This is a genomic window from Hyphobacterium sp., assembly GCF_965228115.1.
Lineage (GTDB): Bacteria > Pseudomonadota > Alphaproteobacteria > Caulobacterales > Maricaulaceae > Hyphobacterium.
Window position 1 is genome coordinate 1,568,085 of record NZ_OZ245794.1, and the last position, 16,182, is coordinate 1,584,266.

General features: G+C 54.7%; 7 protein-coding genes. All 7 read right to left on the bottom strand.

The annotated features are described in order from the left end of the window. Window positions 1-83: 83 nt before the first annotated feature. On the bottom strand, window positions 84-665 hold the full coding sequence (locus ACO079_RS08235) for a hypothetical protein (RefSeq protein WP_421789147.1): 582 nt from the start codon (window positions 663-665) through the stop codon (window positions 84-86). A gap of 104 nt (window positions 666-769) precedes the next feature. Next, entirely contained in the window at window positions 770-2,254 is a 1,485-nt protein-coding gene (locus ACO079_RS08240; protein ID WP_421789148.1) for a hypothetical protein, read from the bottom strand. Window positions 2,255-2,454: 200 nt separating this feature from the next. Continuing rightward, window positions 2,455-6,804, bottom strand: a complete 4,350-nt coding sequence (locus tag ACO079_RS08245; protein ID WP_421789150.1) for a hypothetical protein — start codon at window positions 6,802-6,804, stop codon at window positions 2,455-2,457. 104 nt (window positions 6,805-6,908) lie between these two features. Further along, the gene (locus tag ACO079_RS08250) at window positions 6,909-9,428 is read right to left on the bottom strand and encodes a hypothetical protein (RefSeq protein WP_421789151.1); all 2,520 of its coding nucleotides are present in this window, start codon (window positions 9,426-9,428) and stop codon (window positions 6,909-6,911) included. A gap of 140 nt (window positions 9,429-9,568) precedes the next feature. After that, window positions 9,569-12,928: a DUF6603 domain-containing protein gene (locus tag ACO079_RS08255; RefSeq protein ID WP_421789153.1), complete on the bottom strand. Its 3,360-nt coding sequence runs from the start codon at window positions 12,926-12,928 to the stop codon at window positions 9,569-9,571. Continuing rightward, the gene (locus ACO079_RS08260; protein WP_421789155.1) at window positions 12,925-15,441 is read right to left on the bottom strand and encodes a hypothetical protein; all 2,517 of its coding nucleotides are present in this window, start codon (window positions 15,439-15,441) and stop codon (window positions 12,925-12,927) included. Before ACO079_RS08260 ends, ACO079_RS08255 begins: the two co-directional genes overlap by 4 nt. A gap of 140 nt (window positions 15,442-15,581) precedes the next feature. Further along, on the bottom strand, window positions 15,582-16,043 hold the full coding sequence (locus ACO079_RS08265) for an NUDIX hydrolase (RefSeq protein WP_421789157.1): 462 nt from the start codon (window positions 16,041-16,043) through the stop codon (window positions 15,582-15,584). Window positions 16,044-16,182: the final 139 nt, after the last annotated feature.

The window sequence follows — 16,182 nt, forward strand, 5'->3', positions numbered from 1 at the left end:
GGTCTCTCAGACTAAAGCGAAGCGGCTTCTGCCTGGCAAGATGCCAAGCCAGGTTCATGATAGAACCGGCAATCGCTGCAAAACTACCTCAGCGTAGTCTGCCAGGCGTGACGATCACCGACAATGAGCAGGGTTACGTCTCTACCCTCGGACGCCACTAGGAAGATCGTATAGGCGCCAGCGGCAGCACAGCTGCTCAGCGAAAGCTCCGCGATCAGCAGGCCGCGTGCGGCGTCATCCGAGGGTGTCGGAATACCGCTTGCCAGGCATCCATGGAGCGACCCGGAGATTGCGCCCTGCGCATCAATGGAAACGCTGCTGTCAGAAAGATCTGCATAGGCCCCTTCCAGCACAGCCCAATTATCCGGAGTTCCGTAACCGGGCAGGCTGCGCCCGTCGAACACGCCCCAGAGGCTTTGATCGATAGCATCGACCGTCAATTGCGTGGCGATGGAGTTCACTGGCGTCCAGCGCCTGCGAATGCCACCGGTTGTACCGCCCGGTGCGACCTGGCCTCCGGCACCGGTCAGGCGGGGCATCGGCTGGGCTTCCAGATCCGCTTCGATTTCGAACCGGTAAATCCGGTCATCGACGATCAGCGCCGCCAACCCATCCGGGGCAACATACGCCTCGCCCCTGCGCAATGTCGGATCACCGTTCGGCATTTCACCGGGTAACCGATAATGGGGCGTTCAATCTGACAACACCAACCAATCCGCTAACGGACGGTTTCCTCTGACATTACGCGGGTTCGCGCTCATATCATCTGTTATTCAGATTTACTCTGATTTGCCGCACTCAGATCGACATGGTCAAAAGACAGGCCGCTGCTCGCCGGTCCGATGCCAGCTGACTTCGACAGCGCTGCCCACACGTAGGGTACGCCGTCCCTTCCATAGGCGAAACGCACACGGCGGGTCATTTCAAGGCCCTCCGCAGGCACCTCTGCGGTCCGGATATTGAACGGGTCGAGATGTGCCGCCAACAATTGACCCCAGGGTCTGGATGCATCGGAATTTGGATCGCCCAGTTGGGTTCTGCGCAGCAGATCATTATTAATCCGTTGAAATGGTATCCAGAAATCCGCAACATCGGTCGTTAGCGAGTACTTCAACGGCGCGATTTGGTCATTTGACTCGGAGGCAGGCAAGTTTTCGAGTCTCGCCAACCAGGCCTCGTGGCGATCAATTAGGGCCACGCCAAGACCAGGAATTTTCTGCTCAATTCCCCACACCAGATTCGCGTCCTCATCGCGGACAAGGAGGGCTGCCTCGATTTTTCGGATAACCGGTGCGCCGGCTAGAACGTCGGGAATGACAATCAAATTTCCAGTGTCGGCTTCATCCCCGTCAATCTCGAACATGCGGCAAGCAATCGCCTGATCACTTGCTTTTCCTGATGGTCCGATCTTGAATTTTTCCCCGAAACTATCGGTGACGATAATCGACTCCATTCGGCAAAGATGACCGGCGGGGACGTCTATCGGCAGAATGAAATAATCATTGCCAAAAACAAGAGCGAATTCGATCACCAATAACTGTGCCAAGTCTGTTTGGTCTGGGTAAACGCTACCGAGATCGACCTCGCTGTCTTCAATTTCCCACCACCTCGGAGACGGCATGCCGGTAAATTCAATTGGCGCGGGCAGTGCCCGTTTTGTGAGCGTGGTCGAGCTGCCCTCAAGATCAGCTGGCGTCTCCGATCGGTCAAATAGCCACCAATCAATCCGGCCTCCATGGTATTCATTAGCCTCCAAAGACAGTGTCTTGCCGTCGAGATGACCTGCAATGGAAAAGCGATATTCCAGACGGTCTGGAACCCAAGCGCTCTCTTCGACCGAAGGCCGCATCTGCTTCATCCAAAGCAACCATTCTTCTGCAGCATCCTTCAGCGCTTGTGCCAAATTCCCGGGCTTTGACACAATTTCCTTCAAGTCGTTGCTTTTCAAAGCTGACGTCAAGACCGCTTCCAGCTCATTGCCATCAGGAACGCGACCTGAATGTAACTCCAGCCAGGAAAGGCTATCTGGCGACAGCCGATGACGCTGGTCGTTGGGGGGACCTTGAAAGGGAAACTTGCGAACGACCTGCGAGCACAATCTTCCGGCGCCGTGAAACTTCAATGTGCGGAGGAACTGCAGTCCGGCTTGGGCCGAAAACTTCAGGCGCGAAAACAAATCCGATATTGCATCGCCTTCAACGCGCGCTTCGAGTGCCGCTCCGGCTTCGACTGGCCGATAGTCGAGCGATTGCATTCTAACATGTGATATCTCACCAACCGAGCTGCGGACTTCCGCCATAACCGGCATGCCCGCATCATTTCCGGCAAACTCGCCGAATTGGTGTTGCCGTGCCAGCAGCCAAAGCGGATCAGCAAGACGGGCGCGAAGCGCATCATCGTATTGATCATCTGCGCGCGCTGGCTCCAAATGGACGCTATCAATCCAGCTGTCACTCATGGCGCATCCTTTCCATCCAGCGCATCAGGACCAAGCGCTCCCTCTCTGACCTCCTCGTCAATCGGCAAGTAAATCGCCGGCAACAACCCGTTCAATCCATTGTTTTCTTTCAAAATTTTATCCAAACCTACGCTGCGGGTACGGATTGATTCATAGGTTTCGTTGAGGATCGCCTCCAGCAACGCTGTGCTCCATTCGTCCCGGTCTTTGGGCGTTACCGCAAGCAGGACAGCTTGCGGCGCGACCGCGTCGGGCGCATCAAAATGGAAGGCTGCACCCGTAACCTGGTCGTCTGCAGGCAAAGCGGATGACCATTCATCGATCAACACACCTGCTATCGGTTCGGACAAATCAAGTGGGTCAAATGAATGCAGCAAGAGACTGGTCGTTGGCGGCAATCCCTTTGCCGACAAGCCAATCCATCTCTGATTTGGCTCAAAGGGGTATTGGATGATATGCCAAATTCCGTCCAATTCATGATAATTGACGATTTCGGCCGCATCGATCGCTGCGGCCAGATAATCCATGGGTTCGCGCGCTTGGCGGATCTTGGGCAACCAGCTTGTAACTGCATGACTTTCAGCAATCTTTGTGTTTTGGGACATGTCTGGTGCGGCCAAATTCGCGCCTAGAGAAGGCTGAAGTGCGGATTGCTGACCGGAATCAAGTGAAACCAATGGCAGTATTGGAAAGGCGCCGCCAAATCCCGACTTTAATGCGTCGGCCATCGCATCCGGCTTTGGTTTAGGTTTTGCCCAATTCATCGACCCCGCGGCAGAAATGACCGCTTGCAAATCGACTTTCCTGGCTAGCGCTTCATGCGCCTCCGTCAGACCAAAACCAGACAGAGTCCGCAACGCATCTAATTTGGCGTTTTCGTCAGACGCCTCGCTGGATAGCAAATCCATTGCTCTTTGATACTGGGTTTCCAGTCTGGCGTAACGCTGGGCCAGTTCGCCGGCATCTACACTGTTTACCGACGCCATATCGGCAATATCCAGATCCCGGGACGTCATCGGCCGGCCGGCACTGAGGCAACGCCAAATGTCAGCACCTAACTTGATCAAGTCGGCAAAACTATTGGCCTGACCGGACTTAGAGAATTGAATTTCAAGCGTACAATCCGGTTGAGGCGACTGTCCCACAAGCGCCGCAATCCGATCCTCGAATTCGGGCCGGCTTTCCGGCAGGGACATGGCAACAACGTCCAAAGGACACAATTCGAGCTCTGTCAGCCGGATCAATCGCTTGGTGCCATCGATCCGCAAATTGTCTTTGGACCGCCAATGGGTCTGGCAGGTAAAATGAGCAGGGTCGCCAATAAGATTTCCAACCCACGCATTGAGCCTCGGTTCGGCGACAGAACGAACATGCCACGGCTTCGCGCTCCATCCCTCCGGCAGCTTTTGGTTTTGGAGTACAATGCCCACTTTCTGCGTTATCACCGTGCCGCGTCGGCGGGTGGAAATCACGTCCATTTCTGGAAGCGGGGTTTCGCCACGTGCCACTGTGTTCAGTGCTGCCGCCGCACGATCAAAATTGCCGGATTGGACCTGGTGCACACCCTCGGCGACCGTCAGATCGGCAACGGCATCCAATGACTGCGCAATCTCATCGATCAAGCTTGTGATCGCCTGACTTTCGGACGATCCGGCGGGTGGGAGACCGTCTTTGCCCCAGGATATCTTGTCGCGATTCTCGATTAGGGCTTCGCCATCGACGACATGGCTGATGCGTGTTTCCTTGGGCGCGTCCTGACGCGTAGAATAAGCGTCCCGCAAAGCGGGAAGATACGCCATCAGCGATTTGTCCGGCAGGGCCTGCAATTGCCGCTCGAACTGATAGCCGAGCAAAGCCTGTAAAGTTTGTCCTTGGCGAATTCCGTCCAGGAGATGCAAGGCTTTACGTACGCGGCCTGATGACAGATCGATATCGAACCGCGCATCCGGATTGCTGCGCTGGGCTGACATCAGGATCGCTGCGGTTTTCGCCTGATTGATCGATGGGGCATGGATAAAGCCGGCATTGCCTGGCGGAGTCTTTGGCGTGTTGGGATTGGCATAACCTGAATTGGCCGTATCTGCCGGCTTCAGATTCTCCAGCCAACCATAACCGCCTATATGCAAGCCACTCGGTTGATTAGCGCGTTGCGATTTAAGGCGTTTTGTCGCCAATGCCGTAGACCAAGCATCAAGCCTGTGGACACCAAGATCGAGCGTTTCACAAAACACACGCTCCAGTTCATCTGCGGGAATTTTGCAGAGGCGGCGAAGGCTATCTCGAAATTGCTGAAGTTCTGATTCCTGAGGAAGATAGCGGCGTCGCTCCCATTGGCTGGAGGTTGCAACGAAACGCCGGCTCGCGGCATTGCGGCCAAATATTTCTGCAATTTGCGCAGGAGTTGATTGGCCCCTCAGCGCTGACTGGAGTGACTGCCGTGATGCATTCACATCAATATCCGGCACACGGGCTGTTCCGATAGCCGCGGCGATAGCAGAGCCAGCCAACATGAATTGACCCAACTGCACAAAAATCTCGAACAAGCTGCCGGGAGTATCGTCAGTGCCAATGGCATCGAGCGCATTGACCTTCAACCAAGCTGAAATCTCGGATGTGTCTTCTGGCATTAACGGCAGAGCGACCCTCTCGGCCGCCAAATAAAATAGTCGCTCTGCCAATACAGAGTCTTTGGAAATTCCAAGCGCCGACAATGCATTTGCCTGGTTTTGAATCAGCGCGCGGACGAGCGCGGAACCGATCGAAGGGTGATCTCCGTCCAAGCCCTTATCGATATGTGTGCTGAATCGGCGATACCATGCGCGCGTAACCGCAGATTTCGAGAGCTTGCTCCAGACATCGGGCTGGGCTTTTGCCTCCTTGTCTGCAGCTTTTGTCCACATTGGCCGCAGCATCTCGACCACACTCGACACGCGCACATCAGCGGAATCTGAAAGGTCGTTGTGCACATCGACAATCGAGACCGGCAGAAATCCATAAGGTTGTTGACCGATAATCAGGGGCGCAAATGGACCGCCTGGCCGCACATTCTCAAATGCAAACTCCTTAACCGCCGACACGATAGAGCCGGTCTTGTCCAACTCGAGCTGTTGCGAGAGAAAACCGCCAAAACCTGCTGGCCAAAGAACCGTCATCATGTCCTGGGTGCGTTTCTCGCTATTGTCCTTGGCCCCGATGACATCGCCTAGAAGGGACGTTGGCAGGCCCAGAGCCTTTGCCAGAAGGTCGGCATCGGATCCGTCTCCCCGCTGAACGGGAGCAGGCTGGCAGGCAACGGCGAATTCATCCCGTGCCATGGCTGCCCGCGATTTGCGCAAATTCTCCCCAGTATTGTTGGTCGGCTCGCCTCGTTCGGCAAATCGGACGCCTGTCGAAAATTTATGCGATTCCAGCAGCCGGCTGAGTTCGTCCACGCTTTCCTGAGGTGACAGATCGGTGGCGACGCCAAAAACAAAAAGGCGCTCAAGCCCGTCGGCTAAATACTTCTCATTGACCGGCAACCGGATCGCCATCCCAACTGCCTCAGCGACGTCAAAATCGGTAAGCCATTTCATCCCGTTGTCAAAAACAGCAGACGCATCCGGCTCGTCAGCATTTGTATCATCGGCTTCCGGGTCCGGGCCAACGGCGAGACTGTCGGGAATGACGCGTCCAAAGGCTGGCGGCAATCGCTCACCTCCCTTCCCATATCCTACTGCAATCCACCTTTCAGGCATTGCAGCGGCCTTAGCCGCTGTTCGCCAGCGCGATTCCGCCAGCTGCAGCGAAGGCAATTCAGGCTGAACTGTTAATTCGCTGTCTGGCGCGGTCGGCAGTGAGGGCGCCAAATCGGCATTTATTGGTGTTGTGAGTTGCTTCACATATAGCGCTCTTGGCGCATCCAGCGCTTGCACGAGCTCTGCCCAGGCAAATCTTTGCCGGTCTTCATCATTTCCAGCGCACCACAAATCCCGCCAGAACACTTCGGCGAGCGCGTATTCATCCTTGCTCAAACCAACTTGATGGTCCTGCACATGGATGTCGTCCGGATAGATTCGGATCAGCAATTCGGTCTTGTTCTGACCGGATCTACGAAATCGTGTTTCCAGCCTGATCGGCAACAATACCAGGGGCAAATCGTCGGTGAGAGCTTTCCAGCCCATTTCCAACAAGAAATTTTCGTGCACAACGGCATCCACTTTGCCGAGATCCACTTCCGTGCGATCAACTCTTTCGCCGCGAACGGTCCCAATACCGCGAACCGCGCGAATTCTTTGATCCAGCCCCTCAACGGCTTTGAAGCTGAATTCACCTTCGCTTCGCCGAGCGATGTTCAGACGTTCGGCCATTTGTTCGGGACTAATCGCCCGCGCTGCCCCTTGCGGCTGCATCCTTCTTGCGGCGAAGCGCTCGGAACGGATTACGTTGCGGATTTGGTCTTTGCGGTTTGGCATTAGGGCAACAAATCGTCTGCGTGGATTTCGACACGAAGCGGCGGTTTTCGCAGCATCGCCGCCAAATGCGCTGAGGTTTGCCCCCAATTACCGGCGGCGCCGGCAGTTTCGAGTTTGGCAAAAGCAGCAGGTGCCTCTGCAGCATCGACAAATGCAGGCAAATTGAAGCCGCCAGGCGACATGAGATCCGACCAGGCCAGATCGCGGTGTGATTTGATGGTCTGAGAGGCCACTTCGTCTAAGCCAAATCTGGGGGCCGACAAATGTTCCTGGATGGAAAAATACCATCCCAATGAATCTGGTCCGCCCGAGGCGGCATCGTCAGCAGTGAGGTCGAAAGCGAAATACAGGATATCCGGCGGCAACCGACCGGAAAAGAGTGGAACAATTTCGTCCTCCGGATTGGAGGATGGCCACCTGTCTTGGGGTTTGCCCTTGGCCGGGATGGCTGGCACCGCAGTGATCACGGTCGAGGGAAACCGCCAAAGGAGTGGAGATCGCATGATCAGAATGATCGAATTTGACCGGCCCAGTTGGGCCCCTAATCGCTGCGTTGGTTTCCATTCGTGTATGGGTGCAATATCCGGCTTTGCGTGAGTTTCTGGGCGTGGCCAGAAATGATGGAAGCCGGTACCTCTTTCGTCGGTTGGGTATCCGCGCCAGCGCAGCTCACGCATTAATTCATGATTCAGGCCGACAAACAGCGCGGCGATAAACCGGTTATTGGTCTCGAGTGCACACAGGCTGTGTTGTTGCACATGCTCAAGCCCAGGAAGGATGATGTCGGGAAACTGATCGGCCACCAATGCCGCAACGGGTTGAGAAAACTCCGGCGACGCCAAAACGGGAACAAATAGATTCTGCTTTGTCACTGGGCCGGCCAAACGCACTTTCTGTTCGATTGCCGCCCCGAGTGTCCTTCTTGGATTCAATGTTGTTTTCAGCTTCCTGACCGCATTTCCAATTCTGAGCGTTTTTTGTTGCGATTCCGCTGCGACGGTCGCATCGGCACTTTGCATGGCCCGATAGCTGGCGGGCGAAATCGCTTGCTCAATACCACCCGTCTTGTTGCGCTGGCGTCCTGAAGCACGGGATCCCGTGCCATAGGCCTGGGCGGCCGCTTGGAGGCTGATGCCATCTGATTGAACCATCTCGCCCGAAACCGATTTTTGAAAGCGGTTCGCGGCTTGATACAGATAAGAGCTATCCATCCGGGCGCCGGTCCGGCTCAACGGGCCACGGCCGCGGGTCAGTTTTTTGAAATGAAGCGACAGCACCGCGTCAGGTGTCGCGCTGTACCGTATCTCGGCCGCCAAAGTCTTACCGGACTCAACCTCAACCCGCCCGGCTACAGCCCCGGCGAATTGAAGCACAGCAGCATTTGACCTCGCATTGAGGGTTCGTTCGAATATTCGTCCGGATACAGCGGCGGCAAAATGTGTCTGGCGGATCAGTTGATTGGCCTTTTCGACCTCACCAATCTGGCGCCAAGCTTCCGCCATAATGGATTCTTGGTTTTTCTGAACAATTTTCGCCCCCAGTCCCGCTGCCGCGCGGTCTCTCGGGTCAAGATTAAGTTGATGCATCCACTTCGGCGCGGCTTGGTCGACTTTTAAAACGCGAGATGGGCGAGCGCCATAAACTGGCGGACCGATTTTCCCTTCCGAGGGATTCTCGGCAATTTTCTTGAATTGACGCCGAAACGATAGGCGTACCGCCTTCGGCCAAACCTGGCGGGTTTTCCCGCTGGGCTTCAGAGCACCTTCAAGGTCGAGAATCGCGCCACCCTTCCGGTCTGCCGCGGTCGTAACAGGCTGGAGCCCGCCTCCCGGATCACGAACGTCCATGGCCCGCTGACCCAGCTGCGGCAGTGGTGGGCGGGCTTGAAGCTTTGAAACAAGCGTTTCGAACGAGCCGGCCTCGCCCGTTTTAAATTCCCAATGAATATAAGCTGGCAGCAGGATGGAACTGTCATTCTGCGACCAAGCCAGAGAGGCATCTTCAGTATCTGCCGCATCACCTTCCGGATTGAAATAGGCCTCTATGCCGACGCGAAAGACGGGCGTGACGATGGCGTGATATTTTTTGTGCGGCATAAGTCGCCGCGGCGATAGCAAGCGCGACAGATTCTGCGTTGGCTTGCTTTTCAGAATGTCAGCGGCAACGGAAAGTGGTCCGTCCGCCTGAGCATGCGCCCAAGCCCAAGATTCCGTGAGATCGGGAAGTTCGGCCACTGCATCACCGGATACCTCCAATGACGCTTTGGACTGCGTATCGCCGGGTTGAAACACAGCCGAAGGCCCCTGCTCGACGACGACCAGCGTCATCCAGGGCAAAAGCCGACCGGCTTTCGCGCCTCCAGGCGAAAACATCCAAGGCAGTGCGGGATCGTCGAATTCGATGCTGCACATGTTGGACGGTTCGAAATCGCTGGCACCGTCTGGCGGGTCCATTCGTAATATCTGATTGGTCTGGATTCCCGTCACATTCCCGGGGCCCATGACCGCAATTGTTTTCATGACGGGGTCGCCGGCATTGGAAACCGTCATGGAAACATTCAATGTTGCAAAGGCTTTGTCCGGTATCAGCTTTCCCGCGGACGGGGCGAGAGCAGAACTACCCGTCCGGAGCCAAGGAATAAATGTCTGTTTTGCGGCGGTCATTGGTTTTGCACCTCCGCCATTGGAACAACCCGGGCTGCATTACTTTCATAAACGGCTTTGAAATAGCTGCCGGCCTCCATCCCCTGAAGCGAGATTCCGTCGACAATGGCATACGCCTGTTCCGTGATCTCTATCATCGGGATTATTTCGTCTTCCGAGAAGAAGCGGTTTGATGAAATCGCCGCCGCGGAATACGCCGAGAGCTTCGAGAGAACTGCCGGACGTTGTGCAAAGGGCAGGTCATTCAGGAAGATGAATTGCAGTTTCGGCTTGTCGACAACTTTTCGTTCCACAAGCTGGTCGATCTCCACGCCATCACCCATGGCGAAGCCGTCGGGTTCGACACTGGCGCCGCTGGACATCAGCTGGAATTGGGGTGCGGACAGTTTTTCTGCGTCGCTCAGATTAAGATATTGGGCTGCGGCAAAATGATCGCTGAGCCGCGCAGGCGTAACGGGTTTACCGTCAACATCGATACCGGAAATCTCGAAAGATTTCGGGCTTTTTAACTCAGCATTGCCTATCCGGACGATATGTTCGTCCAACGGCAGGACGCGTTGTCGAACCGATAGCGCCGACGCCGGATGTGCCCGTTTCTGACCTGACTTCGGTGCCCGCAACATAACGCCTGAACTGTTGGAAATCGGCGAACCAAAAGACCAATTCTCATCTGCGGCCAGCGCGGCGCGTAATTCCGGGCCGGGGTCTGCAGCAATGACGGGAACATTGCCCGCCGATTTCCCGACAGAGACATCAATCGGAATTTTGAATTTGACGACGAATTTGAAACTTACATGGCCTTTTGCCGTCCACGGGCCTGGCCCCGTCACAGTCAACCGGAAACTCACGGACAGAACAGATTTGCCGTTCTTTTTGAGTGCTGCGCCTGCCGCAAGATCAACAATGACGCCGAACGGTTTGAGCTGAATCAGTGTATCGAAGCTGAAATAGGCTTCGACGGAGAACAGGCCGAATTTTGTGTCTTTTTCAGCATAGGCATCGAGCGCGGCGCCGAACTGCACAGTATTTGAAGTGATGGCGAAATAACTCTCCACTCGCAGTCGTGGATTGGGTTTGTTCTTTGTCAGGCTGATGGCCATCCGGTTGAGCGCCGGAAAGCCCGGTGGCGGCGCAAAAGCCGGGTGAAACCCGCCTGCGGACATGATGAAGACCGGATCCTCGCCCCACCGGAGCCGCATCGCCATGTCGCCGGTGACGGGAAACCCGGCAATGTGGGAGTCAAAAAGCGTTGCATCGATCGAGGCTTCTTTCCGCTCAAAATCCAGAATGCCGGCAACGTCCAGCCGGAGTAGGACGACCGGCGCTTCTTCATTGGGTAATGTCAGCGATATCTGGCCAAGAATTGCGAGGCGTATGGGCTTTGGAAGCTCTACAAAAACGCCAATCTCAGCGCTTACAATCGCCGGCGTGCCAAAATTGATAATCAGCATCGGGCCAATTAGGAAGCGGCGTTCGGCTGGCGGGAAGATGGCGGCGAGATCGCTGATGAGTTTGGCAGGATTTTTAAGCGGATCCTCTGGAAATAGAATAGAATCCACGGCACCTGATTTCACCCGGCTGCGCAATTCTTCCGCCGCCATTGTCCGGTTCAAACCTAACAGCCCGCCAAGTCCCGACAAGGTAAATCCGAACCCCAGCTGAATCGGCGGAAACTCGCCCGAGGCGAGGATCAGCAGTGAATAACCATCAGGATCCTTGATCGTGATCAGCCCGACAGCCGTAATCGAGATTTGCGGCGCCTCGAGATTGAGAATTCCGGCATAGCGGCCGAGCTTGACGTCGTGGGACAGATAACCGCCCCCGGACACCATCTCAGCCTCAACGCTGAGTGATCCACCCGTGGGGGGTTTGAATTTCAGAGCGATATCTGCAGGGCCGAGATTTCCGCCTCCTACAGGAAACTCAATGTCCGCCATCAGACCGATCTTCTCGATCGACATTTTTATGGCGCCCAGATCGACTCGCGCCGAGATCGCGCTACTCAATCCCAGCTGGCCGCCGGGTTCGGTCGTCAAACCCAAATGAGCGGTATGCACCGAAATCGTATCAAGCAGGTTCAGATTGACGGTGATGTCGGCTTCGAGATCGGCACCTCCTTCAAGATAAATCCCGCGCTTGCTGTCATAGCCAATGCCGAGATCAAACGGGATTTCCAGCTCGAAATCCGGAAATATCTTCCGGATAAACCCGTCGCCATCACCCGCGCTCAGGGCAAATAGGCTGTCATCCGCACGGGCCAAAATGCCCCAATCAGCATCCTTCCCGGCAATATTCAGGTTTCCGCGCGCTTCAAACGAGCCGATTTCGAGCCGCGTACCGGCCTCGCCACCGATACGGACGATGGGTTCATCATCATCATTTCTCCGCTTGGCGGAAACCTTGGCGGAGAAAGCATTTTCTTCTGAAATATCAGCGAATGTGACGCCTGATGCATCGATGGCAAATCCACCCGTGATTCCGCTGACTGTCCCGTCAATCTGCCATTGGCCAATATTGAAAGCGTAGGGAGCCGCACCAAATGGCAGGAGGGCCAACGCAACGCCGCTGTCACTGTCAATAAGTTGAGCGACTGCGCCAAGCGTCGTTTCATTTCCCAGCGCATCGGTTGGAGGCAATCGGAAACTCAACGAACGCGATGCCATCTCCTTCGCTTCGTCATTATCCAGGATTGATTCAATTCCGTCCGGCAAACCGTAAAGCGAAGGCACATTCAACGCAGTCAACAGGGCCTGGATGCGCGGAAATACCTTCTCCGCCTTAGCTGCGGCATCGCCGGGGTATTCATTTGCAAAACAGGCTTCGGGATTGCTCAGCAGGTCGCCGATCTGCTTGAATTTCAGCCGCGCCCTGCGGTGTTCGGCCCGGAAAATGCCTTGGCCAGGCGTTCCTTGTCCTGGAGTGACGACCGCATCGGCCTTGTCGACAGTGATTCCGGGCAGTTGAAGAAACTGCCACAATATTGGCCGGTACTTTATTAGGTATTGAACCAGCAAGATTTCGGCAATGTCCGCAGGGAGATCCGATAGATCCACCTCTGCGACCCCGGACAGGTCGAGCTTGCTGATACCTTTGAAGCCATTGCCGATGTCCTTGATCTGATCAACAAAAGCCTTGAGATTTTCCGGTGGTTCGGAGTCAAGTGCCAGTTCAAGGAGTTCGATTGCCGCGCTGATTGCCGCCTTAATATCGGTAATCTCGGGAATGCCTGCGAGGTGCCAGCCTAGCACGGCCATCAACTCTCGAAAACGGTATTCACTCTCGGCGGCGGCCACGAGAGGATCAACCAGACGCCTTATTTCACGCTTTGCTGCCTCCTTGGCTCTGGCTTTGGTCATGGCCGCAATCCACTCGAAGACACCGGAGCACAGTGGATTTTCAGGCGAGTTCTGCGTTGGTCGTCGTAAAATCCTTGCCAGTGAACGTCGTGTATGACCGATCCTTGGCTAAAATGGACTTCGCCGATATTGGATCGCCCAACAACTTGCAGGCCACCGATCAAAGCGTAAAGCGCCTCGCGGCCAAAACTAGCCGTTGTCATCGCTCTCGAGAGACGGTCGGAAAAATCGTTCCAATGATCTGGCGTATTCTTAAACACGACCGAAATCGTGTCGAGCGCCTTGCCGACCATTTCCATTGTTTTTTCAGAAGCTTGCTGATTTGAACTCAGTTGACCATCCAAATTGTAAAACGCGGCAACGCCACCATCCTGTTCGAAATATACAGATCGGCAAATATACGATCCGGACTCGGCTTTGTCCGCGCCCCACATCCAGTCGTAGAATTTAAAAGACAACTGAATTATGCCGATTGTGTAGCTTAAGGTATTGTATTTTGTGTACTTTTTTTCGGCTCCGTCGGTGTCGATGCAGAGCACATAGGTCGCTCCCTCAAGAGCTTTCAGATCAAGAATGTCATGTGTAAATGGCGGAATCTGTTTGATGAATTTCGTCGCCTCATAGAGAATTCCACCATATCCCAGATGATGATTGATCATCGTCCCGCCAGACTGATTGTGAAGCGATGAAGACGTCAGACTGGCGATTGTCGCGGCATCCTGAACACCGCTGTGCCAAAGAGGCGCCATTTGAAGACGACCACTAAAAGAATAATGCACATCGCCCGACAAACAGATGACTTCGCGAAAAGGCCGCAGGCCGGACAGTATCCGGCCAACGGCTTGAGAAGAGGCCGACCATGTCTCGTAGTCTTGCGTGTAATTCGAAGACTCCCGGTCTTCTCCAAGCACCAGACTCTTGCCCAAATCCCACCAACTCTCGGCGGCGGTTGTCGTGTATTGCACAAATTCGGTGATCTCGTGACCTAGAATAGGCGAGGGTACAATAGCGAGTGTGTAAGGCTTTGAAGACGAGGCGGCTTTAAGCTGTTCCGAAACAGCGGCCTCGGAGATCAGTTCGCTTGGCGAACGTGGCTCGTGATAATAGCGCTGCGTGCGCGTATCGAGCACAACCGCCTGCCCCCCATCCCAATCGACGGTGTAATGCCAATCGATCGCGCTGGAGGTTTTTTTTATCTGCCCATATCCGGAAAAGCTGCCCGGCGCTGGTATTCCTAACGCCAGCTCAATGCGCGTTGTTTTGGCGGTACCTTCTTTCCTGTCCCAACTATCCAGGTCCTTCAGAAATTTGCCGCCCTTTTGGTCGGGTTCGAATTGATCGGGATCATTACCCCACGCTTGAAATACGGCATAGGCTGTGAGTCCATTGCGAAGAATCCGCCGGCCAAGTTTGGATTTAAGGGCGCGCTTGCCCCAAAGCCCGTCAAGAAACCAGTCATCCGAGATCTCGTGATCATCGAAAATCATATAGACGGGGATATTAGCCAGAGCCCGCCGCACTGAGGCCAAACCCTTGAAGAAAACTTGTAGCTTGTCCTGATTTTCCGTCAGGTTCGCTCCGAAGCCATAATAGGGACCGCTGGGTGTACTCGAATATATGGATGAGGTGACGTCTTTCCCGGCCCAAACGACATTCGACCAGGCCAGCAAATACATTGCGTAGAACTCGGCTTCAGTGAACAAATGACTGCGGCTGTCGTCGGACGTCATCGCCGCGCCGAAACCGGATTTTTTGTCAAGTATGATGTCTTTTCGTTCGCCGGGTTTGATGTCACGTCCTTCTGTTCGCCCATCCTGTAAGGCGGGCAGATTTTCATTGTGACCCGTTAGCGTGTCGCCAATGTCAGTCGCCGCTTGCAACATCAAATCTGCCACATCGTCGGCATAGATTTGATCGCCCGTCAGATAGAGTTGCTGCGGCCGTGGCCGACTATTGCCAGACTTGAGGCTTTCGCCGATAAACCCGTCCAGTAAGGCAAGCGCATCGATTCCACCGCCATGCGGTTTACGGCAAGATCCGTGCACGATTCGCAATTTGTCCCGGTTTTTCGCCGGCAACTCAAAACTGGGCAAGCTATGCCCGGGATAGACCAGTTTCTCTAAATCAGTTGGCGCATCCTTGTGATGAAGAACGCCTTTCCATTGCAACGAGGTATCACCGTCGAGACCGTCACCAATGAATTCGAGATCGTAGTAATAGGTAATCCCGGGCTTCAGCGGGTCGTTCTGCGCCCCGGGCGAGTCAGCCAGTCTGGCGGTGACGACAACGACATGAAGATGGCTTCCTAATCTGATCGTCTTTCGCACACCTTCGAAAAGAGAAATACCGTAATTGGGACCATAAATCTTCAGATGAACAGACGCTTCCTGCCGCAGGGCAATCCAGACAGATACACTTGACTTCGTAACCCGCCGCAGAATTGGCCCGGCCAGAACCAAAGGAATCTCGCCGTCAATCTGCATCCGTGTTGAAAACACAGCGTCGAGATTCATCCGCTTCAGCCCCCCCTCAAGCCTGGAGAAGCGGCGGACGGACAGTCGTCGGCGCCGGCGCCCAAACCTTAAGTTATGGTTAACAGGCCATAACACAGGGTGCTGTCAGACGAAAGCGAAGCGGTCTCAGTTGAGAGCGTTCAAAAATTTCGGCGTCTCTCGGCAAGCGCTCTTTTCAAACCATGTGGGTAAAGTTCCAGACCACCACAGTCCAAATTTTCAGGGTTAAACCACCGCGCACGGCATCTTTCCCCGTTGTCGTCCAAATACTCTATGACGTCTTGTTGGTGATATGCAGTGTCAGGAAAGAGAACGTCAGAAAGAACCACTATTTCATGACCAACCATACCTTGGTGCGAATAGATGTTTTCTAAAAACAAAGGTTTTCCAACAACTTCTACCCGTACTTGGAGTTCTTCTTCAAACTCCCTCAGAAGGGCATCATGCCATGTTTCACCGAATTCCAGCCTGCCGCCAAGCGGTCTGACACCTTTGACACTCCCATCGTCCTGATAAATCTCGCTCGCGAGTAAGCAGGCGTCACGCCATACAAGCCCAAGCGCCTTGAACTGAATGTTCTGTTGAGGTCGCCATACGTTCATTTTCAACACCTTTGCCGTCTTGTACCTTCGCAGACGGGCTGAGTTTTCGCTAGCGTACTATTTCGCCCCCAGCCGGGTGCTGTCAGACGAAAACTGAGTGGCCTCGGTTTTCCAGCACAGGCGGGTTTCAGGCGGCCGG

Bases quoted from the DNA above. Each gene is read 5' to 3' on its own strand.
- ACO079_RS08250 (WP_421789151.1), bottom strand. From the start codon at position 9,428: ATGAAAACAATTGCGGTCATGGGCCCCGGGAATGTGACGGGAATCCAG.
- ACO079_RS08265 (WP_421789157.1), bottom strand. From the start codon at position 16,043: ATGAACGTATGGCGACCTCAACAGAACATTCAGTTCAAGGCGCTTGGG.
- ACO079_RS08235 (WP_421789147.1), bottom strand. From the start codon at position 665: ATGCCGAACGGTGATCCGACATTGCGCAGGGGCGAGGCGTATGTTGCC.
- ACO079_RS08240 (WP_421789148.1), bottom strand. From the start codon at position 2,254: ATGCAATCGCTCGACTATCGGCCAGTCGAAGCCGGAGCGGCACTCGAA.
- ACO079_RS08245 (WP_421789150.1), bottom strand. From the start codon at position 6,804: ATGGCCGAACGTCTGAACATCGCTCGGCGAAGCGAAGGTGAATTCAGC.
- ACO079_RS08255 (WP_421789153.1), bottom strand. From the start codon at position 12,928: ATGACCAAAGCCAGAGCCAAGGAGGCAGCAAAGCGTGAAATAAGGCGT.
- ACO079_RS08260 (WP_421789155.1), bottom strand. From the start codon at position 15,441: ATGAATCTCGACGCTGTGTTTTCAACACGGATGCAGATTGACGGCGAG.